Consider the following 20,653-nt stretch of genomic DNA (forward strand, 5'->3'; position numbering starts at 1 on the left):
TCTGACAGGCTCTTTTCGCGTTTGGGGCGCCGCGCGTTCTGCGGGACCGGTGCCATCCGGCATGGCCAAAGGGGATAATTGTCGGAACCTGTGGTTGACATTCTCCAATGCAAAGGTGAAAATGCCGCAATTCCTGGGGAGGTAAGCGTGGATTCCATTCTGCTGGAAGTGCTGGTTATCTGTCTGATGATCGTACTGAACGGCTTTTTTGCCTGTTCCGAATTCGCCATCGTATCGGTGCGCAAGAGCCGCATTGCCCGTCTGGTGTTGGATGGGGACGAACGGGCGCGGATCGTCGAGACGCTCCAGCAGGACCCCCACCGGTTGCTGGCGCTGGTGCAGATCGGGGTGACAGTGGCCGGTTCAGCCGCATCCACCGTCGGCGGCATCATCGCCATCGAACACCTGCGCCCCTTCTTTGCTACTCTCCCCTGGCCCCTGATACAGAAATCGGCGGAACCGCTGGCCGTGATCACGGTGGTGGTCCTGGTGTCCTATGTCTCACTGATTGTGGGTGAGCTGGTACCCAAAGCTATCGGCCTGCAGTACGCCGACGCTATTGCCCTGCGGGTTGCGCGTCCCATCGACTTCCTCTCACGGGTGGGGTCCCTGGCGGTGAGTGTTTTGACCATCTCCAGCAAGGCGGTGATGAAGTTACTGCGTGTCAGCGGCGACCGCCAGGGGTTCATCACCCGCGAGGAGTTACAGCATTTCGTTGCCGAGGGACGCGAGAGCGGGGTTTTCAGCGAGACCGAGACGGAATACATCCACAATGTTTTCGAATTCACCCACACCTGCGTACGCGAGGTGATGGTGCCGCGCACCCGTATCGTGGGGCTCGAGCTGGGCACCTCCCGTGATCAGGTCGTGTCGGTGATTCTGGAGAACATGTACTCCCGCTACCCGGTCTATAGCGGGACCATAGAAGACGTTGTCGGCGTGGTGCATGGCAAGGATCTGCTGGGCCGGATGGTGGCCGGCGAGCCGTTCGATCTCGCCGCCACCATGAAAGCGCCGGTATTTGTTCCGGAGAGCAAGATGGTCAACGAACTGCTCAAGGAGATGCAACGCAGCCAGAACCAGATGGCGATGGTGGTGGACGAGTATGGCGGCCTGAATGGCCTGGTTACCTCCCAGGATTTGATCGAAGAGCTGCTGGGCGAGATCCGCGATGAACACGATACCGCCGAGACCGCCGGCATTCAGCGCCTGGCGGACGGCTCCCTGCTGGTTGACGGCTTCTTCTCCATTTTCGACCTGGCTGAATTCCTTGAGATCAGACAGGTCGCGGATCTCCCCTACGATACGGTCGCCGGAATGATCCTGGACGCCCTGGGTCGCTTCCCGCAGCGTGGTGAAGGCGTGGTCTGGCAGGGGTACCGCTTCACCTGTGAAGACGTCACCAGGACGGCCATCCTGCGGGTGCGGGTCGTGGCGGCGGGGGAATAGCGCAACCATGCTCAAGCGTCTGCATATCCGCCTGCCCGCGCTCCTGCTGCTCTTCCTGGTTTCGGGGCTGATCGGGCTGGCACTGTTCCTGCCGCGCCTGATCGACGTCAACGCCTACCGTGACGATATCATCACCTCCCTGCGGCAAGAACTCAACCGCGACGTCAGCTTCGGGCGCGGCACGTTTTCAATGAAGTTCGGCCCCACCTTCACCTTCGATGACCTGTCCGTCCGGGAGAAGGGGGGCGGGGATTTCCTCAGGGCCACACGCGTCAGCGTTCACCTGGCCCTGCTGCCGCTCCTGGAGAAGCGTATTGTTCTGCGCACTGTTGTCGTGGAAGGGGCTGATCTGCGACTGGAACGGGATGCTGCCGGCAGGCTGAACATCGACGATCTGCTCGTTCCTCGCCCTGGTGCATACAAGCTGCAGCTACGAAAGGTGCAGGTCAACGGAGGAGTGCTCCGCTGGCGCGACAGGAGTGTCGCTAAAGATGGTTTTCAGGCCGAGGCGCGCATCTCCACCCTGCTGCTCAGCGGCATCCGCCCCGGAAAGAGGGGAACCGTGAAGCTGGAGTGTAGCCTGCTCGCGCTGTCAGGCGCTCCCGGCCAGATTTCCCTGTCCGGGAGTGTCAGGCTTCCCGACAGCGGCAGGCCGCTCTCCACGCTGGAACTGGATATGGACGCCCATATCCGGCGCTTCGATGCAGGGCGTTTCTGGCCCTACTATGGCAGCCACATCCCCTTTGGTCCCACCGGGGGGCGGCTGGATATATCCACCAGCTTCAAGGGCACACCGCGGCAGTTCAGCGCCAGGGGTACGCTCCGCCTGGCCGGTGTGTCCGTGAACTGGCCGACGGTCTTCCACCACCCGGTCAATCCGCGCCTGGCGCAGCTCCAGTACGAGCTGAAGCGGGAGAAAAACGTCATCGACATGCCCCTGCTGCACTTTTCCGCCGATGGCTTCACGGTCAGGGGGAGCTGCCGGATCCAGGATGTCAACGGCCCGGATCCGCGCATCACGGCCAGGGCCTCCTCGGAGCCGTTCCAGCTTGAAAGGGTGCGCAACTGGATCCCCTACGGCATCATCGCCGACGATGCCTCCCGGTATATCGAGGAGCATATCACCGGCGGCCTGTTCCGGCTGGAGAACGGCCTTTTGGACGGCAGGGTCAGCCAGATCGCCCACATGGAGAGGGGTACCAACTACAACGTCCTGCGCATCAAGGGGACCGTTGAGCGGGGAATCGTCAGCTACGGTCCCAACGTGCCCGCCTTCTCTAACATCCGGGGGGGGCTGGATCTGTTGGGCAAGGACTTTATCCTCAGTAAGGTCACCGCCAGCTTCGGAGGCTCGCCCTTCCGCCTGGAGGGGAGGATCACCGACTATCCGCTGCTGGCTCCCTGCAGCTACCCCTTCCAGATGGAGATCAATCCCCGGCCGGCCGAGGTGGCCTGGCTGGCGCGGCTCGCCGGTTTGAGCGGGCTGGAGTTTGGCGGCACCTCGCAGCTGGTGCTGAAGGGGAGCGGCATGACCTCCTCCTATGCCCTTTCAGGTGAATGGGACCTGAAACCGGCCTCCTACTCATTCCCCGGAATCATCCGCAAGCAGCCGGGAACCGTCAACAGCCTCTCCTTCAGCTCCCTGCTGTCACCAACCGCCACACGGCTGAACAGCCTGACCTATTCCCTGCCCCCGCTGGCGCTCTCGGCCGCCGCACGGCTCGACTACGGCGTCAAACCCCGTCTGACGTTCGAGGTTCAAACCAACCAGTTCCTGCTCAACGAGGCGCTTCCCATCCTCTCCCGCTGGCGTTCGTACCATCCCCGGGGCAGGCTCCAGGCCCATGTCAGGGGGAGCGGCAACCCGGAGGAGTTCAGCGCCATGGAGTACAGCGGAACGGTTGCCCTGCAATCCTTCGCCTTCCAGCCGGGCGAGACGTTCAGGCCGGTGAGCAACCTCAATGGCTCGCTGATCTTACGGGGCAACGGTCTGGAGGCATCCGGCATCAGCATGCAGTACGGCAGCTCTTTCATCACCGGTCGGGGACGGGTCAGGAACTTCAGCACCCCCGAGGCGGAGATCAGTCTGTCGTCACCACAGCTCCATCTGCGCGATCTGGTCTCCGGTCCACCCCGGACCGATACCGCTATCCGCGGGCTGTCGGCATCCCTTTCCGTCAGGGACAGCGTCTGCGTGATCCGCTCCCTTTCCGGCCAGCTCAACTCCTCTGCCTTCGCTATCAGTGGCAGGTACGCGGGGGGCGCCGCGCCTTCGGCTGACCTCACCCTCAACTCCCGTCACCTGGACCTGGACGAACTCCTGCTGCTGGTGGGAGCGGGGGGGGAGGATGACGGGGGGGCGAAAACGGATCTCCGGCTCCGGGTGGTCGCCGAGGGGAGCTCCTACAAAAAGGTTCGCCTGAACCGCCTGAACCTGGACCTTTCCCGTGACAGCGGCATCTTCTACATCCATGACCTGCAAGCCGGCCTCTATGGCGGCAAGCTCAACGCCAAGGGGCGGATAGCGCCCGATAGCGCCCGCATCAACCGCTATGACCTGAACCTGAACCTGGAAAAGGTCAATGCCGCGCAGTTCCTGCGCGCGCTGGATGTGTCCCCGGAGGTCACCGGCAGCCTCAGCCTGCAGGGGAATGTCACCGCCCGCGGTGCGAATATGACCGATATCAAGCGCAGCGCCCTGGGAAATCTGCGCCTGCGCCTGGAAGAGGGGAAACTGCGGAAATTCAACGTACTCTCCAAGCTTTTCTCACTTCTGAACCTGTCGCAGCTGTTGAAATTCCAGCTGCCCGACATGGTCCATGGCGGCATGCCCTACAACGAAATCAAGGGGAGTTTCGCGGTGAGCGACGGGAGTGTCGCCACCCAGGACCTGTTCATCAAAAGCGATGCCATCAACATCTCGGTGGTCGGCAGTGCGGACATCGTCAGGGAACTTTTGGATTTCACCATCGGCGTACAGCCGTTACAGACCGTGGACAAGGTCGTCAACCGCATCCCGGTGGTGGGGTGGCTGCTGACCGGCAAGGACAGGTCGGTCGTAACCGCCTATTACGAGGCCAAGGGGAGCTGGTCCGATCCGCAGGTCAAATCCGTTTCGGTTAAATCCCTGTCAAAGGGGGCCTGGAACGTTTTCAGAAGGGTGTTTGAGCTGCCGGTGCGCCTGTTCTCCGATACGGGCGAAGTTTTGCTGGGGGAGTGAACTGCCCGCGGATGAGCTGATCCATGAACGGCGGCGCCATCCAAGCGGATGCCACGATCGGTTGGCGGCAACCTGCTCGCCATTCAAGCTTTCTGCATCCACGGCGGCCGGGAGACAGGCTCCCCGTGGTCTGGCATGGAGTTTCTCCATTTCATGCAGACAGGTCCGTTCTGCGTGAAATGGTTCTTGTCATCGCATACATCTCTGTGTTATTTGAATGTCGTTAATTTAGGTTTACGGTGTTAATAATGGGTTTCAAGGAACGAAGGAAGAGACATAGGGAGGAGTTCAGGGGAGAGATCCTCGAGGCGGCGCTGGATCTCTTCGCTCTGGAGGGGTACGGCGGTTTTTCCATGCGCAAGCTGGCGGCGAGGATCGATTACTCGCCAACGACCATCTACCTGTATTTCCGCGACAAGGACGACTTGCTCTTCCATATCTGCGAAAACTATTATGCGACCATGCTCGGGGATATGCAGGCAGTCAGGGAGAGAGGGACAACGGCGGAGCAGGCACTGAGAGATATCCTCCTGAACTATATTCATTTCAGTCTGGCCAATCCCGAGCGTTATAAGGTGGTTTTCTTTTCCAATCCGCAACTTTACGGCAGGCCGGAGGAGTATGTTTCCCGGGATACCATGTCCCTCCGCTGCTGGAAAAGCATCTGTGAGGTTATTGATGACTGCAGGAAAGGCGGAGTGCTTCGGATTGTGGATGTCGAGACACTCTCCCTGGTGTTCTGGAGCGCCGTGCACGGCCTGGTTTCAAGCCTGATTTTCACCAAGGACTTTCCCATGCCGAATCCTGATGTCATGGCTGATATGCTCATCAGCGGGTTGCTCAGGGGCTACAGGCCGTAGTTTTTTTGTGATAAATGTTAACGGTGTTATTTTTAGTGACTGGTGTTTTGAGGAGTGGGTATGAAGAAAGCAACCAGGTCGGTATTCAGTCTGCTGGATGGCGGCAAAATCAGCGACTCGGGCAGCAGGGGCGACAGCCGTCATGCAGGCTCCAGGCTGGACAGCGTGACAAAGAGCGCGGCAGCCCTGCTCGCATCCCGCCAGAATCCCGATGGGCACTGGGTTTTCGATCTGGAGGCGGACGTTACCATCCCGGCGGAATATGTGATGATGCGGTGCTTCATCGGCGAGCCCCTGGATTCCGATATGGCTTCACGGTTGTCCGCCTACTTGCTGGAACGGCAGTTGCCCGATGGAGGCTGGCCGCTGTATGCCGTTGACGGCAATGCCAATATAAGCGCCACTGTCAAGGCCTATTTCGCCCTCAAACTGCTGGGGCACGACAAGTATGCGCCGCATATGGTCAGCGCGCGCCGAATGATACTGGCGCAGGGGGGGGCGGAACGGAGTAATGTGTTCACCAGGATCACCCTGGCGCTCTTCGGCCAGGTGCCGTGGCATACGACTCCCGCCATGCCGATCGAGATCATGCTGCTGCCGAAATGGTTCTTCTTTCATCTGAGCAAGGTCGCGTACTGGTCGAGAACGGTGATCGTGCCGCTGCTGATCCTGTACAACAAACAACCGGTCTGCCGGTTGGGCTACAGCGAAGGGATTGCCGAACTGTTTTCGACGTCGCCGGACATGCTTGTCCATCTGGATCACTTCCGCTACCGCGCCTGGCGCAAGAACGCCTTCATCGTGCTGGACCGCCTGCTCAAACGCACGATGCATCTGGTTCCCGGTCGCATCAAACGACGTGCCCTGGAGGAGGCTGAACGCTGGACGCGGGAACGGATGAAGGGGGATGGCAGTATCGGCGCCATTTATCCCGCCATGGCAAATGCCGTCATGGCGCTGAAAACACTGGGGTGCGGTGATAGTGATCCCGATTACCTGCGCGGTCTGCGGGCCATCGACAGACTGCTGATCCACGGGAAGCCAGAGGCCGGGGCTCTGCCGGCCGACGGCGCGGGGACATTGTTCCCGGTTCTTGACGGAGCGTCCTCCGCCGCTGTCGACCTGTATCCCGCATCCCTCAGTGATACCGCGAAAAGCCACGCATTCAGCTTCTGCCAGCCCTGCAACTCGCCTGTCTGGGACACTGCCCTGAGCCTCACGGCCCTCTCCGAAGCAGGTGGTGGCGGGTACTCGCCGGAGAGGGCCATGGAATGGCTCTTCAACCGGCAGATCGCCACGCAGGGCGACTGGACCGAGAGATGCCCCGGCCTGGAGTGCGGCGGCTGGGCATTCCAGTACGAGAATGCGCTCTATCCCGATGTGGACGATACCGCCAAGGTACTGATGAGTCTGTTCCGCGCCGGAGCGCTGGAGAGGGGGGAGTACCCGGAGAAGATCGCAAAGGCGGTGCGGTGGGTGCTGGGCATGCAGGGGGCGGACGGCGGCTGGGGCGCTTTTGATGTGGACAACAATCACTTCTACCTCAACGACATCCCCTTTGCCGACCATGGGGCTTTGCTCGACCCGAGCACGGCCGACCTGACCGGCAGATGCATAGAAATGCTGGGGATGCTCGGCCACGGCCCGGACTACCCGCCCATCACCCGGGGGATCGAGTTTCTCAGGGAGGAACAGGAACCCTTCGGGGGGTGGTTCGGACGCTGGGGGGTGAACTACATCTACGGCACCTGGTCGGTCCTCTCGGGGCTGAGTCAGGCCGGGGAGGATATGGGCCGGCCCTATGTCAGGAAGGCGGTTGAATGGCTGGTTTCATGCCAGAACGACGATGGCGGGTGGGGTGAGACCTGTGCCAGCTATGACGACCCCTCCCTTGCGGGAAGCGGAGCCAGCACCGCATCCCAGACCGCCTGGGCGCTCCTGGGGTTGATGGCGGCCGGCGAGGCGGATCATGCCGCCGTCAGGGCGGGCATTGCCTACCTGGCGGACAGTTTCGCCGATGGCTGGGATGAGCGCCATTTCACCGGCACCGGTTTTCCGCGGGTATTTTATCTGCGCTACCATGGCTACAGCCTTTTCTTCCCCGTCTGGGCCCTGGGGGTGTACGCACGACACAGGGAAGGGGGAAAGACTGTTCAGGAACAGGTTCGCGAACGCGGTGTCAACGGGGTCTTTGATTTCGTTATGGGCGGCTCTGCATGAGACACGCCAGGTAATGTTTGCACTAGCCGCTGTACATGGGGTAGACTTTGCCCCTCCCGTACCCTGACCTCCGGCTCAATACTCTGGGGACTCATGTACGTTAGTGACGCCGGAGGGGACAGGATCGTGCTGAGGTCGATCATCCTGGTCGGCGGCTTTTCTGAAAGGCGTTGAGTGATGGGCATTGTGCTAAACAGAGTTCTCCGTAACGGAAGACGGGTTGTGTTCGCTCTGGCAGCTGCCGCTGCGCTGGCGGGGTGTGCCGTGGGGCCTGATTTCAGGCGGCCGGAACAGGCGCTTCCTGTCGGCTATACCGCACCTGCTCTGCCGAAGGTTCATCCGGCGGTGGGTGGCGCTGCCGGCGAGACGCAGGCAGTGGTTCCCGGCCGGGACCTGCCCGCCCAGTGGTGGCGGCTGTTCCGCAATGCCGAGCTCGACCGTCTGATCCGCCAGGCATTGGACGATAGTCCCACCTTGGCCGCTGCCGGGGCGGCCCTGCGCCAGGCCGAGGAGAACCTGCGCGCCCGGAGCGGGGCGGTATACTATCCCGCCCTGGACGCTTCCCTCTCCGGGGCGCGCCAGAAGGTGTCAAGCGCCGCCAGCGGCCAGCCGGGAACGGGTGGTTTTACCTACGGGCTGTACAACGCCTCGCTGGTGCTCTCCTACGACCTTGACCTGTTCGGCGGCGGCCGCCGCGAACTGGAGGAGTTGCGCTCACAGGTGGATTACCAGCGTTTCCAGCTGGAGGCCGCCCATCTCTCCCTGACCGCCAACATCGTCACCACGGTGGTGAGGGAGGCCTCCCTGAGGGCGCAACTGGCAACCACCCGTGAGATGCTGGCGGTACAGGAACAGCTGCGCGACCTGGTGGCGCGGCAGCTCCAGCTGGGGGGGACGACCCGCGTCGAACTGCTCAGCCAGGAGAGCCAGGTGGCCCAGTTGCGGGCCAGCCTGCCCCTGCTGGAAAAGGAGCTTGCCTGGACCCGCAACCAGCTGGCGCAGTACTGCGCCAGGTTCCCCAGCCAGGCCGGATTGCCGGAATTCAGCCTGGACCAGCTGCTGCTGCCGCCGGAACTGCCGCTCTCCCTCCCCTCGTCCCTGGCCCGGCAGCGCCCGGATATCCGCGCTGCGGAAGAACTGCTCCACGCAGCCAGCGCCCGTATCGGCGTTGCCACGGCCAACCTCTACCCCCAGATCACCCTCAGCGGCGGCGTGGGGACCCAGGCCGCCACCCTGGGCAAGCTGCTCTCCAGCGGCAGCCCCATCTGGAGCCTGGGCGCCGGCCTGCTGCAGCCCCTGTTCCGTGGCGGCGAGCTGACCGCCAGGCGCCGGGCCGCGATCGCCGCCTATGACCAGGCAACGGCGCAGTACCGGGAGACGATTCTGAAATCGTTTCAGAGTGTGGCCGACGTACTGCAGGCCCTGGATTCGGATGCGACCGCACTCGTGGCCCAGGCCGAAAGCGAGCGCACAGCCCGTGAGACCCTCACGCTGACCCGTCGGCAGTATGAAATCGGTGCGACAAACTACCTGCTGCTGCTCAATGCCCAGCGTCAGCAGCAGCAGGCCAGCATTGCCCTGATCCAGGCCCGGGCAGCCCGTCTGGCGGACAGCGCCGCGCTCTTCCAGGCCCTGGGGGGCGGATGGTGGAACCGGGAAGCCGGAGCCGATGCCGCTCAACCCGCGGAGCAGGAGGAGCGGCGATGAGTCTTCCGAACGCCCTGCTCCCTCACGCTTCCTCTCCACCCTATTGCGGAGTTATACAACCATGAATAAACGAGTCCTGTTTGCCATACTTGGCCTCTTGGCCGTCATCGCCATCCTGGCCGGCGTCAAGTTCCTGCAGATCAAGACCATGATCAACCAGGGCAAAGCCTTCGTGCCGCCGGCCGAGACCGTCACCACGGCGCTGGTCGCCTCCGATACCTGGACCACGGACCTGACCGCCGTGGGAACCCTGAGCGCGGTGCAGGGGGTGACTGTTGCGTCGGAGCTGCCGGGGAAGGTGATCAGGATAGCCTTTGAATCCGGGACAACGGTCAGGAAGGGGGATCTGCTGGTCAGGCAAGATACCAGTAGCGAAGAGGCCCAGCTTCCCGGACTTCTGGCCCAGGTGAAGCTGGCCCGGGCCGAACTTGATCGCGCCGCACGGATGGTGGCGGAAAAGATCATCTCCCAGGCGGACTATGACCGTAGCGTAGCACTCCATGACCAAGCCCTGTCCCAGCTGAACACCGTGCGCGCGACCATCGCCAAAAAGACCATCCGCGCCCCTTTCGCTGGTAGGGTCGGCATCCGCCAGGTCAACCTGGGGCAGGTCCTCAAGGAGGGAGATGCCATCGTCACCCTGCAGAGTCTGAATCCGATCCATGTGGATTTTTCCCTCCCCCAGCAGCAGCTGGCCCGCCTGCGCACCGGGCAGGGGATGCGCCTGACCTGTGACGCACTTCCGGGCGAGACCTTCCAGGGGCGTATCAGTGCCATCACGCCGCTGGTGGATGTGGATACAAGAAACGTCAAACTGCAGGCCACCGCCCTCAACCCGGGCGAGAAGCTGCGGCCCGGGATGTTCGTCTCGGTGGCGGTGGGGCTGTCCGAGCAGCGCCCGGTGCGGGTGATTCCCGCCACGGCGGTGCTCTATGCGCCCTACAGCGACTCGGTCTTTGTGGTGGAGCAGACAAAGGATCGCAAGGGGAAACAACTGCGTCAGCAGTTCGTCCGGCTGGGAGAGAAGCGGGGTGATTTCGTGGCGGTTACGGCCGGACTGAAGGGTGACGAGACGCTGGTCAGTACCGGGGTGTTCAAGCTGCGCAACGGCCAAGGGGTGGTGGTGGACAACCGGCTGGCCCCCCGCTTCTCCTCGGCACCCAGGCCGGAGAACAATTGAGCCATGAAACTGACCGATCTGTTCATCCGTCGCCCCGTACTGGCCCTGGTGGTCAACCTGATCATCATCATTGCCGGACTGCAGGCTATCCGCTCCCTCAACGTGCGCCAGTATCCGCGCAGCGAGAACGCGGCCGTGACCGTGACCACCGTCTACGTGGGGGCCAGCGCCAGCCTGGTGCGCGGCTTCGTCACCACGCCGCTGGAGCGCGCCATTGCCGCGGCGGACGGCATCGAGTACATGGAGTCCCAGAGCAGCATGGGGGTCTCCACCATCAAGGTGCGCCTCAAACTCAACTATGACGCCACCAAGGCCCTGGCCGAGATCAGCTCCAAGGTGGATCAGGTGCGCCGTGACCTCCCCCTGGATGCCGAGGTTCCGGTGATCAACATCGAGTCGGCTGACAGCGAGTTCGCCTCGGCCTACTTGAGCTTCACCTGCGATGCGCTGCAGCAGAACGAGATCACCGACTACCTGGTGCGCGTGGTGCAACCGCGCCTGTCGGCCGTGAGCGGCGTGCAGCGGGCCGATGTGCTGGGCGCTCGCACCTTTGCCATGCGTATCTGGCTCAAGCCGGAACGCATGGCGGCCCTGAACATCAGTCCGGTCCAGGTGCGCCAGGCCCTGGTGGCCAACAACTACCTCTCCACCCTGGGCCAGAGCAAGGGGGCCTATATCCAGGTCAACCTGACCGCCAACACCAACATGAATACGGTGGACGATTTCAGGCGCCTGGCCATTCGCGGTCAGAACGGCGCCATCATCCGCTTGGAGGATGTGGCCGATATCGTGCTGGGGGCCGAGGATTACGACACCGAGGTGCGCTTCTCGGGGCAGACCGCCGTGTTCATGGGGATCTGGTCCCTGCCCAACGCCAACTCCCTGGATGTCATCAAGCGAGTGCGGGCCGAGATGGAGGCAATCCAGCGCGAACTCCCCAGCGGCATGCACGCCCGTGTGGCCTATGACGCCACCGACTACATCAACAACGCCATCCACGAGGTGATCAGCACCCTCATCGATACCCTGCTGATCGTGGTGGTGGTCATCTTCCTCTTCCTCGGCTCCTTCCGCTCGGTGCTGATCCCGCTGGTGGCCATACCCATCTCCCTGATCGGCGCCGTGTTCCTGATCCAGGCCTTCGGTTTCACCATCAACCTGCTGACCCTTTTGGCCATCGTGCTCTCCGTCGGCCTGGTGGTGGACGACGCCATCGTGGTGGTGGAGAACGTGGAACGCCACATGGGTGAGGGGAAGAGTCCCTTGGAGGCGGCCCTTCTGGGGGCTCGGGAACTGGTCGGCCCGATCATTGCCATGACCATCACCCTGGCCGCGGTCTATCTTCCCATCGGCCTGCAAGGGGGACTCACCGGCTCCCTGTTCCGCGAATTCGCCTTTACCCTGGCCGGTGCCGTGACCATCTCCGGCGTGGTGGCCCTGACCCTGACGCCGCTCATGTCGTCACGGCTGCTCAAGCCGGGCATGGAGGATCATGGCCTGGCCGGCCGTATCAGCCGGGGCTTTAACCGGCTTAAGGAGGCCTACGGCCGGCGGCTGGACGCAACCCTGAGGGCGCGCCCCGCCATCTACACCATCTGGATTGTTGTCAGCCTGCTGACCATCCCCCTGTTCACCATGTCTGCCAAGGAGTTGGCCCCCACCGAAGACCAAGGGGTCATCTTCGGCATCATCGACGCGGCCGCAAACTCCACCTTGGACCAGAACAGCCGCTTTGCCGCCGCGGTTAACCGGGTGTTCCTCAGTATCCCCGAGACCGATTTTACCTTCCAGATCACCCAACCCAGCTCCGGCATGGGCGGCATGGTGGCCAAACCCTGGGATAAGCGCACACGGAACATCTTCCAGATCATGCCCGAGGTCTCCCAGAAGCTGCAGGCGATCCCCGGGGTGCAGATCTTTCCGGTGGTGCCGCCGGCGCTCCCGGGTGGTGGCCAGTTTCCGGTGGAGTTCATCCTGGCCTCCACCGCCGAGACCTCCGAGATCCTGGAATTCGCCCAGAAGCTGCAGGTGAAGGCGGCTACGAGCGGCATGTTTGCCTTTCCCCCCATGATCGACGTCAAGATCGACCAGCCCCAGACCGAGTTCGTCATCGACCGCGACAAGGTGGCTGACCTGGGGCTCAACCTGGCGCAGATCGGTGGAGACTTGGGCGGAATGGTGGGGGGGGATTACGTGAACCGCTTCGACATCAGCGGCCGCAGCTACAAGGTCATCCCCCAGGTGCAACGCAGCGGTCGTCTCAATCCGGACCAGCTGAAAGATATCTATGTCACAGGTCCCAGCGGAAAGCTGATACCCTTAAGCACCATCGCCACCCTGCGGGAATCGGTAGTTCCCCGGTCGCTCAACCGCTTCCAGCAGCTGAACGCGGTCAAGATCAGCGCTGTGGCCATCCGGCCGCTGGATGAGGCGCTGCGCTTCCTGGAGGATGAGGCGGCCAGGATCCTGCCCAAGGGGTACGTGCTGGACTACACCGGCGAGTCGCGCCAGCTGCGCACGGAGGGGAACAAGTTTCTGCCGGCCTTTGCTCTGGCCGTGATCCTGATCTTTTTGGTGTTGGCGGCCCAGTTCAACAGTTTCCGCGACCCCTTCGTCATCCTGGCCGGGTCGGTGCCGCTGGCCATGTTCGGGGCGCTGATCTTCACCTTCCTGAAGATGCCCGACCCCAACGTCAGCTTCTGGACCGGCGGCTGGACCACCACCCTGAACATCTACTCCCAGGTCGGCTTGGTCACCCTGGTGGGGCTGGTGGCCAAGAACGGCATCCTGATCGTTGAGTTTGCCAACCAGTTGCAACTGCAGGGGCGTCCCAAGCTGGAGGCGGTGCGGGAGGCGGCCATGACCCGCCTGCGGCCGATCCTGATGACCACCGCCGCCACCATTGCCGGCCACTTCCCCCTGACCCTGGTGACCGGCGCCGGCGCCGCTGCCCGTAACTCCATCGGCCTGGTGCTGGTGGGGGGGATGTTCATCGGCACCTTGTTCACCCTGTTCGTGGTCCCCTCCATCTACATGCTGATCGCCCGCGACCATGGCGGGGAGCGGGGGCCTGAGGCGGCCATCGACGCCGTGGAGGCATGAATGGAAATTGACCTGGGCTCGATGAACCGGTATGATCATTCACGTCGTCCATTCAGACACCCCTTAGGTTGAAGTTCCGGCGCTAATCCCATGGATACATCTCAATTTCGGCTCATGCAGATCATGCTTTCATCCCAAGAGGGGGGAGCAGAGACCTTTTTCGAAAAGCTCTGCCTGGCCCTGGCTGATGCCGGCATCCGTCAGTACGTGGTGATGGAGCCCAATCCCCGGCGCGAGGCTCTCCTTACGGCCCACCCCCTGGTGCAGGTCAAGCTGATCCGCTTTCGCGGCCTGCGGGAAATCCCCGGCCGGATCCGTATCGCCCGCCATGCCAGGCAGATCAAACCGAGCCTGATGCTCATCTGGATGGACCGCGCCGTAAAACGGGCGCCACGGGGGTATTGTCCCGTTGTCGCTCGCCTGGGGGGGTATTACGGTCTGGACCGCTACCGGGGGTGCGACCGTCTGATCGGCAATACTCCCGATATCGTTGAATACTTCCTGAAAAGCGGCATTCCGGCCGAGCGCGCCGTGTGCATCCCCAACTTCGGTGACATTGCCCCGGGGAGCGCTTCCCGTGATCAGTCCAGGAGAATGATCCGTGCATCGATGGGGATACCGGACCATCATCACCTGCTGCTGGCCCTGGGACGTCTCCATTCGGCCAAGGCGCATGATACGCTGATCCGGGCGATCGTCCCCATTCCGGACGTATCGGTCATGATCGCCGGTGAGGGGCCGCTGCGCGCCGAGCTGGAGGCGATGACCGGTGAGTTGGGTGTCGCGGAACGTGTTCATCTCCTGGGGTGGCGCAGCGACATTGCCGATCTTTTTGCCGCCGCTGATATCAGCGTATTCCCTTCGCGATTCGAGCCGTTCGGGAATGTGGTGGTGGAAAGTTGGGCCCAGCAGGTTCCGCTCATCGCGGCGCGCTCCGTCGGGCCTGCCTGGCTGGTGGATGATGGTGTCGACGGCCTGTTGTTCGATATCGATCATGTGGCTCAACTGACTGAGTGTATCCAGGCCATGATTGCCCAGCCCGACTTGGCACAGCGTCTGGTCGAGGCGGGACGGGACAAACTCCGGCGGTGTTTCAGTCAGGAGGCCATTGTCGAGCGCTATATCGAATTGTTCGATGATGTCATGGAGAAGGCTTGTACGGGGTAGTCGTCGTCGGGAAGGGGGAAAGATCACTTCTCCTCTGGACGGTCGTCATACATTACATAACCTAAGTGGAGGAAGGCTGAATGGCGCGGGAGAAACAGCAGGAACAGGAGATGACCGCAAAACAGATGAGTCACGAGATTCAGCGCTTGATGAAGGCCCTGGGACCGGAAGAATTTCAGGATGTGTTCGAACGGTCGCTTGTGGGGTGGATCAAGGGGATACCGGAGGGGAAGCGTAAGCAGAAACTGCTGGAGGACCTCTATCCCAAACTCCCCCCCCTGCTGCGGGAGATGGTGACCCGTGAGACCGGCTTTTCGGCAGTCGGCATTGCCGCTGAGGCATAGGCTCCTGAACACGACCGTGGAGTGCCGGGCCAACTCTCTCGCCCCGCGACATGGTCGCAGCAACTGACTGAAGGAGCTCGGGAGATTCTCCTCTGTGCGAAGGTCAGCGAACCGGGGTGGTCAGCCCCTGGTCGATCATGGGTGACGGCAGTGAGGGCTTGAACATGAGGTCCCTTTACGGAAGGGGGACATGAAGATCCACGCTTCGAACAGCGGCAGATACACTGTTGTTTTGGTGCATCCCGCTTTCGCGTGGAACTGTTTCACTCCTCCGACCGCTTTGCATGCAAAAAAAAGCCCGGCATGCACCGGGCTTTCATTGATTCAATCGTCACTGGCGCCGGCTCATCCCTTGCGCCCCTTGCGTCCGCTCTGGATTTTGCCGTGGGGTGTGATGATGTGGGCGTTGTGGTTGCCGGCACGGCGGATCATCAACCCATGCTTGCCGATCATGGCCATCTGCATCGTGCGGCGCGGTTTCATGGTTGGACGTTTCATCTCTTTCATGGTCGCCACCTCCTCTCTTCTGTTCCTTAAAGTATAGCATGTGTTGCCCCATGGAGATGCGCACTATGTGCCCCTTTTCATGGAGACCCCCCTGAAACATTTTCCGATTTCTTCCTGTGTCCACCTGTGCCAAAAAATACTTGACAGCTGACCGGTATCTTCTTATCTTGAAATTCAACTTCAACAAAGGGGGGGCGGATGATTCTCGAAAAGAAGCATGCGTTCAACAGGTTTGCCGCGGGCAAGGGGCTGCGCTCCACCAGGCAGCGCGAAATCATCCTTGATTTCTTCCTCGCCACCCATCAGCACGTCAGCGTCGAAGAGTTGTATCTGAAGATCAAGGCGGTGCATCCCGGCATTGGTAGCGCAACGGTTTACCGCACCCTCAAGCTGTTCGTTGAGGCCGGACTGGCCCGCGAGGTGCTGCTGCATGACGGGCAGACCCGCTACGAACATGTGGTGGAAGGTGAGCACCACGATCACCTGGTCTGTACCGGCTGCAACGCGGTCATCGAGTTCGAGAACGAGACCATCGAGAAGTTGCAGGATGAGATCGCCACCCGCCACGGTTTTCTGATCAAGAGTCACAAGCTGGAGATTTACGGGCTCTGCGCCCGCTGCCGCGCAGCGGCGAAGACCTAGCCCATCCAACGCCTCTCACCGTCTCGGGAACTGTTTTTTTGTGTATGTGAAAATGAATGTCAAGAACATGGATAGGGTGTGATTGTATGGCATCATGTTGCGCGAATCAGACGGAAGTGTCGAACAGGGGGGATACCCTCAAACGGGTAGTCCTGGTGGGCAACCCCAATGTGGGCAAGAGTGTGCTGTTCAATGCCCTCACCGGGGCGTATGTCACCGTTTCAAACTACCCCGGAACCTCGGTGGAGGTCTCCCGAGGCAACGCGACGATCCAGGGCAGGAGCTGGCAGGTCATCGACACCCCCGGCATGTACTCGATCCACACCATCACCGAGGAGGAGCGGGTTGCCCGCGAGATCATCCTCCACGAAACACCCGACGTGGTACTGCACGTCCTAGATGCCCGAAACCTGGAGCGGATGCTGGCCATGACCATCCAGTTGATCGAGGCCGGGCTTCCGGTGATCCTGGTGGTCAACATCATGGATGAAGCGGAACGCATGGGGCTGAAGATCGACCTGAATCTGCTGCAGGAACGCCTGGGCATTCCGGTGATCGGGGCAGCCACGGCCCGCAAGCGCGGACTGGATCAGATACGCTCTGCCCTTGCTTCCTACGCAAGCGGAAAGGAAGGGGCGGCGCCGATGCAATTCCCCTACGCCAGTCCGCTGGAACGCAACGTGCAGGAGGTGGTTGGGCTGATGAAGGGGGAATATATCCTCTCTCGCCGCGCCCTGGCTATTCTGCTCTTGCAGCGGGACGAGGAGATCGTCTCCCTGGTGCGGGAGCGTGAGGGCGAGGGATATGCGGCCATCGCCGCAAAAGTCGCTTCCATCTCCTTCGAGCGCCGCGAATCCTTTCACCTGGACCTCTCCCTTGAGCGTAACAGCATGGTCAGGAATCTGGTCAAAGGCGCCTTCGTGGCACCGGATACGCGGGTGGTGACCTGGTCCGAGCATCTCTCCCGCTGGGCGGTGAACCCCTTGACCGGTGTGCCGTTGCTGCTGCTGGTGCTCTACTTCGGCCTGTACCGCTTTGTCGGCGATTTCGGCGCCGGCACCCTGGTGGACCTGCTGGAAAACCGGCTGTTCATGGAGCGTTTCAATCCCTGGATTACCGGCTGGGTCAAGGAGATCGTCCCCTGGGAGATCATCCAGGAACTGTTCGTGGGCGAGTACGGCATCATCACCCTGGGTATACGCTACGCGGTGGGGATCATCCTGCCGATCGTGGCCACCTTCTTCATCTTCTTTTCTTTTCTTGAGGATACCGGCTATTTCCCGCGCCTGGCGCTGCTGGTGGATCGCGTCTTCAAGAGGTTCGGCATGACCGGCCGGGCGGTGATCCCCATGGTGCTTGGCTTCGGCTGCGACACCATGGCAACCATGGTGACCCGAACCCTTGAGACGGTACGTGAACGGGTGATCGCCACGATCCTGCTCTCCCTGGCGATTCCCTGCTCGGCCCAACTGGGGGTTATCATTGCCCTGCTCTCCAAGGCGCCCGGCGCGCTGGCAGTGTGGGGCGGCTGCCTGATGCTGCTGTTCGTGGTCGTCGGCCTCTTGGCCACCCGGGTGCTGCCGGGAGATGCGCCCATGTTCTACATGGAGCTTCCCCCCATGCGCCTGCCGCAGGTGAGTAATGTGCTGACCAAGACCTACACCCGCATGCAGTGGTACTTCCTGGAGATACTGCCGCTGTTCGTGCTGGCGTCGGTACTGCTCTGGCTGGGCAAGGTGACCGGTTTCTTCGAGAAGGCGGTTGACGCCATGACGCCGCTCATGGCGTCCCTGGGGCTTCCCCGGGAGACGGCGGTGGCATTCATCTTCGGTTTCTTCCGTCGCGATTACGGTGCCGCCGGCCTGTACGACCTGCAGACCAAGGGTTTGATGGATGCCCGCCAGCTGACCGTGGCTGCCGTTACCCTGACCCTGTTCATCCCCTGTGTGGCCCAGTTCCTGATCATGAAGAAGGAGCGGGGGTGGAAGGTAGCCGGAGCCATCGGCCTGTTCGTGAGCTGTCTTGCCTTCGGCAGCGGCTATCTGCTCAACCAGGTGCTGTTGATCACCGGATTGTTGACGTGAAATGCGCATTCTGTGGGCACGAATTTGACGAAAAGGAGGCGCGCCAGGGGTGCGGCGCCTGTCCCGGCGGGTGCCATTCCGTGCACTGTCCGAAATGCAACTACAGCAATCCGCTGGAAGCGAAGCTGATCAGGAAGATTCGATCGTTGTTCACCAGGAACGACGACCAAGGAGGAGATGGGGCATGAAACTGTCCGATAAGGCGGAAGAGGTACTGGAGGCGTTGTGGATCGCGGTTGAAGAGGAGCGGGTGCCCGGCCTTGATCCCGCCAAGCTGGGCATCGCCCTGGACGACCCGGCCTTCGCGGAGCTGAGCGAGCGCGCCCTGGTGGAGATCAGGCAGGGGGTGGTCTATTTCCGGCCCGAAGGGAGGGAAGAGGGGCGCATGACCATTCGTCGTCACCGCCTGGCGGAGCGGCTGATGATGGACGTGCTCAACATCCGCGGCGAGGATGGCAATCTCAAGGCCTGCCAGTTCGAGCACCTGCTCAGCGAGGGGGTCGATACCAAGGTCTGTACCATGCTCAACCACCCCACCACCTGCCCCCACGGAAAGCCGATCCCGCCGGGTGAATGCTGCCATCAGGCGTTGGCCGAGGGGGACCTGGGAGTGGTGGCGCTGACCGAGCTCAAGTCGGGACAGGAGGGGGAAATCGCCTATATCCAGACCGATGACAGCAAGAAGATGCAGAAACTGATGGCCATGGGGGTCCTGCCGGGAAACAGGATCACCCTGGTGCAGGCCTTTCCCTCGTACATCTTCCGGGTGGGCTACTCCGAGTTCGCCATTGACACCAACCTGGCCAAAGAGATTTTCGTCAGGAAATAGCCGTCCCTGCACGCATGGTGGTTGACAAGCAACTGATTCGGAAACTACTATATTCCCCCCAGCAGCATCAATAAACGCAACCGGAAAGGCACGTATATATGAAGGTCATCATTCTCCTGGGCGATGGCATGTCGGACATCGCCTACAGCGAACTGGGCAACCGCTCCCCTCTCCAGGCGGCGTCGACCCCCAACATGGATTTCATGGCTCGAAACGGTCAGGTGGGGCTGGCCCGGACCGTTCCCGACGGCCTGCCCCCGGGCAGCGATGTCGCCAATCTGTCTGTGTTCGGTTATGACCCGCGCGACTGCTACACCGGACGCTCACCCCTGGAGGCCATCAGCATGGGGGTCGAACTGGGGCCGGATGACGTCGCCTTCCGCATGAACCTGGTCACCCTCAGGCAGGCCAGCACCAGCGTCTTCATGGAGGATTTCTCCGCCGGCCACATTACCACCGCCGAGGGGCGCCTGCTGGTGCAGGCCCTGCAGGAGAAGTTGGGTAGCTCCGAATTCGAGTTTCATCCCGGGGTCAGCTACCGCCACCTGATGGTCTGGCGGGGGGGCAGGGACGGCATGCTGCTCACCCCACCCCATGACATCAGCGGCAGGCCCATACTGGAGTACCTCCCCAGCGGTGATGGCTCCGAGCGGCTGAATGAAATCATGAACCATGCCCAGATGGTGCTGCACGATCATCCGGTCAACAAGCAGCGGGAGCAGGAGGGGAAGCCCCAGGCCAATTCGGTCTGGCTGTGGGGGCATGGCAAGACCCCCCGCGTCGCCTCCTACGGGGAGAAGTTCGGCTTGACCGGCGCGGTCATCTCCGCCGTGGACCTGATCAAGGGGATCGGCCTCTGCGCCGGCCTGGATGTGATCAACGTGGAGGGGGCCACCGGTTTCATCGACACCAACTACCTGGGCAAGGCCAAGGCCGCCCTGGCCGCCCTGGAGGACCACGATTTCGTCTATGTCCATGTGGAGGCGCCGGACGAGGCCGCTCATGCTGGCAGGATGGATTACAAGCTCCAGGCCATCGAGGACTTCGACCGCCAGGTGGTGGGAACCGTGCTGGAGGGGATCGGCACGTTCGGCGAGTACGCCATTCTCTGCACGCCGGATCATCCCACGCCGGTCAACATCATGACCCATACCGCTGATCCGGTGCCGTTCATCATCTACCGCGGTGGCGAGGGGAAGGGGAATGGCGCCACGGCCTATGACGAGGAGCAGGCCAGGTCCACCGGACTGGCCGTCGAAGGGCATCGCCTGATGGAGATGCTGCTGGAAAAATAACAGGAACGACAGAGAGTGTCAGAAGAGGCGTCCGCGGCAAGGGGACG

The 20,653-nt window shown here is 61.9% G+C and carries 15 protein-coding genes; 14 read left to right on the forward strand and 1 reads right to left on the reverse strand.

The features are described from left to right. Positions 1–147: 147 nt before the first annotated feature. The 9 genes from PPRO_RS03730 to PPRO_RS03770 all read left to right on the forward strand — a co-directional run bounded on the left by PPRO_RS03730 (position 148) and on the right by PPRO_RS03770 (position 15,249). Positions 148–1,449: a hemolysin family protein gene (locus PPRO_RS03730; RefSeq protein WP_049759633.1), complete on the forward strand. Its 1,302-nt coding sequence runs from the start codon at positions 148–150 to the stop codon at positions 1,447–1,449. Positions 1,450–1,456: 7 nt separating this feature from the next. Further along, positions 1,457–4,669 (forward strand): DUF3971 domain-containing protein, encoded by a 3,213-nt coding sequence (locus PPRO_RS03735; RefSeq protein WP_011734705.1) that lies wholly within the window; start codon positions 1,457–1,459, stop codon positions 4,667–4,669. Between the two features lie 248 nt (positions 4,670–4,917). Then, positions 4,918–5,529 carry a TetR/AcrR family transcriptional regulator gene (locus PPRO_RS03740; RefSeq protein WP_011734706.1) on the forward strand — a complete coding sequence of 204 codons (612 nt, stop codon included), beginning with the start codon at positions 4,918–4,920 and terminating at the stop codon, positions 5,527–5,529. A gap of 60 nt (positions 5,530–5,589) precedes the next feature. Continuing rightward, entirely contained in the window at positions 5,590–7,749 is a 2,160-nt protein-coding gene (locus PPRO_RS03745) for a terpene cyclase/mutase family protein (protein ID WP_011734707.1), read from the forward strand. A 222-nt stretch (positions 7,750–7,971) separates the two neighbouring features. Then, positions 7,972–9,456, forward strand: coding sequence for an efflux transporter outer membrane subunit (locus PPRO_RS03750; protein ID WP_232286687.1), 1,485 nt, complete (start codon positions 7,972–7,974; stop codon positions 9,454–9,456). Positions 9,457–9,517: 61 nt separating this feature from the next. After that, positions 9,518–10,636 carry an efflux RND transporter periplasmic adaptor subunit gene (locus PPRO_RS03755; protein ID WP_011734709.1) on the forward strand — a complete coding sequence of 373 codons (1,119 nt, stop codon included), beginning with the start codon at positions 9,518–9,520 and terminating at the stop codon, positions 10,634–10,636. 3 nt (positions 10,637–10,639) lie between these two features. Next, a complete protein-coding gene (locus PPRO_RS03760) occupies positions 10,640–13,738 on the forward strand; it encodes an efflux RND transporter permease subunit (RefSeq protein ID WP_011734710.1) in 3,099 nt (1,032 codons plus the stop codon). A 90-nt stretch (positions 13,739–13,828) separates the two neighbouring features. Next, positions 13,829–14,905 carry a glycosyltransferase gene (locus PPRO_RS03765; RefSeq protein WP_011734711.1) on the forward strand — a complete coding sequence of 359 codons (1,077 nt, stop codon included), beginning with the start codon at positions 13,829–13,831 and terminating at the stop codon, positions 14,903–14,905. Positions 14,906–14,985: 80 nt separating this feature from the next. After that, entirely contained in the window at positions 14,986–15,249 is a 264-nt protein-coding gene (locus tag PPRO_RS03770; RefSeq protein ID WP_011734712.1) for a hypothetical protein, read from the forward strand. A 345-nt stretch (positions 15,250–15,594) separates the two neighbouring features. Here the strand turns inward: PPRO_RS03770 and PPRO_RS20760 are convergent, their stop codons facing one another. Further along, positions 15,595–15,756, reverse strand: a complete 162-nt coding sequence (locus PPRO_RS20760; protein ID WP_157039928.1) for a hypothetical protein — start codon at positions 15,754–15,756, stop codon at positions 15,595–15,597. Between the two features lie 198 nt (positions 15,757–15,954). Here PPRO_RS20760 and PPRO_RS03775 point away from each other — a divergent pair, with 198 nt between their 5' ends. The 5 genes from PPRO_RS03775 to PPRO_RS03790 all read left to right on the forward strand — a co-directional run bounded on the left by PPRO_RS03775 (position 15,955) and on the right by PPRO_RS03790 (position 20,606). Continuing rightward, on the forward strand, positions 15,955–16,398 hold the full coding sequence (locus PPRO_RS03775) for a Fur family transcriptional regulator (protein WP_011734714.1): 444 nt from the start codon (positions 15,955–15,957) through the stop codon (positions 16,396–16,398). Positions 16,399–16,484: 86 nt separating this feature from the next. After that, a complete protein-coding gene (gene feoB, locus PPRO_RS03780) occupies positions 16,485–18,482 on the forward strand; it encodes a ferrous iron transport protein B (RefSeq protein ID WP_011734715.1) in 1,998 nt (665 codons plus the stop codon). Next, positions 18,479–18,670: a hypothetical protein gene (locus PPRO_RS20050; protein WP_011734716.1), complete on the forward strand. Its 192-nt coding sequence runs from the start codon at positions 18,479–18,481 to the stop codon at positions 18,668–18,670. Before feoB ends, PPRO_RS20050 begins: the two co-directional genes overlap by 4 nt. Next, positions 18,667–19,311: a metal-dependent transcriptional regulator gene (locus PPRO_RS03785; protein WP_011734717.1), complete on the forward strand. Its 645-nt coding sequence runs from the start codon at positions 18,667–18,669 to the stop codon at positions 19,309–19,311. Before PPRO_RS20050 ends, PPRO_RS03785 begins: the two co-directional genes overlap by 4 nt. A gap of 98 nt (positions 19,312–19,409) precedes the next feature. Further along, on the forward strand, positions 19,410–20,606 hold the full coding sequence (locus PPRO_RS03790) for a cofactor-independent phosphoglycerate mutase (RefSeq protein ID WP_011734718.1): 1,197 nt from the start codon (positions 19,410–19,412) through the stop codon (positions 20,604–20,606). The last annotated feature ends 47 nt before the right edge of the window (positions 20,607–20,653 follow it).

It is taken from the genome of Pelobacter propionicus DSM 2379 (genome assembly GCF_000015045.1).
GTDB classification, from domain to species: Bacteria; Desulfobacterota; Desulfuromonadia; order Geobacterales; family Pseudopelobacteraceae; genus Pseudopelobacter; species Pseudopelobacter propionicus.

Coding starts and splice junctions, on each gene's coding strand:
- PPRO_RS03740 (WP_011734706.1), top strand. CDS start 4,918: ATGGGTTTCAAGGAACGAAGGAAGAGACATAGGGAGGAGTTCAGGGGA.
- PPRO_RS03770 (WP_011734712.1), top strand. CDS start 14,986: ATGGCGCGGGAGAAACAGCAGGAACAGGAGATGACCGCAAAACAGATG.
- PPRO_RS03790 (WP_011734718.1), top strand. CDS start 19,410: ATGAAGGTCATCATTCTCCTGGGCGATGGCATGTCGGACATCGCCTAC.
- PPRO_RS03765 (WP_011734711.1), top strand. CDS start 13,829: ATGGATACATCTCAATTTCGGCTCATGCAGATCATGCTTTCATCCCAA.
- PPRO_RS03775 (WP_011734714.1), top strand. CDS start 15,955: ATGATTCTCGAAAAGAAGCATGCGTTCAACAGGTTTGCCGCGGGCAAG.
- feoB (WP_011734715.1), top strand. CDS start 16,485: ATGGCATCATGTTGCGCGAATCAGACGGAAGTGTCGAACAGGGGGGAT.
- PPRO_RS03735 (WP_011734705.1), top strand. CDS start 1,457: ATGCTCAAGCGTCTGCATATCCGCCTGCCCGCGCTCCTGCTGCTCTTC.
- PPRO_RS03745 (WP_011734707.1), top strand. CDS start 5,590: ATGAAGAAAGCAACCAGGTCGGTATTCAGTCTGCTGGATGGCGGCAAA.
- PPRO_RS03755 (WP_011734709.1), top strand. CDS start 9,518: ATGAATAAACGAGTCCTGTTTGCCATACTTGGCCTCTTGGCCGTCATC.
- PPRO_RS03785 (WP_011734717.1), top strand. CDS start 18,667: ATGAAACTGTCCGATAAGGCGGAAGAGGTACTGGAGGCGTTGTGGATC.
- PPRO_RS03760 (WP_011734710.1), top strand. CDS start 10,640: ATGAAACTGACCGATCTGTTCATCCGTCGCCCCGTACTGGCCCTGGTG.
- PPRO_RS20760 (WP_157039928.1), bottom strand. CDS start 15,756: ATGAAAGAGATGAAACGTCCAACCATGAAACCGCGCCGCACGATGCAG.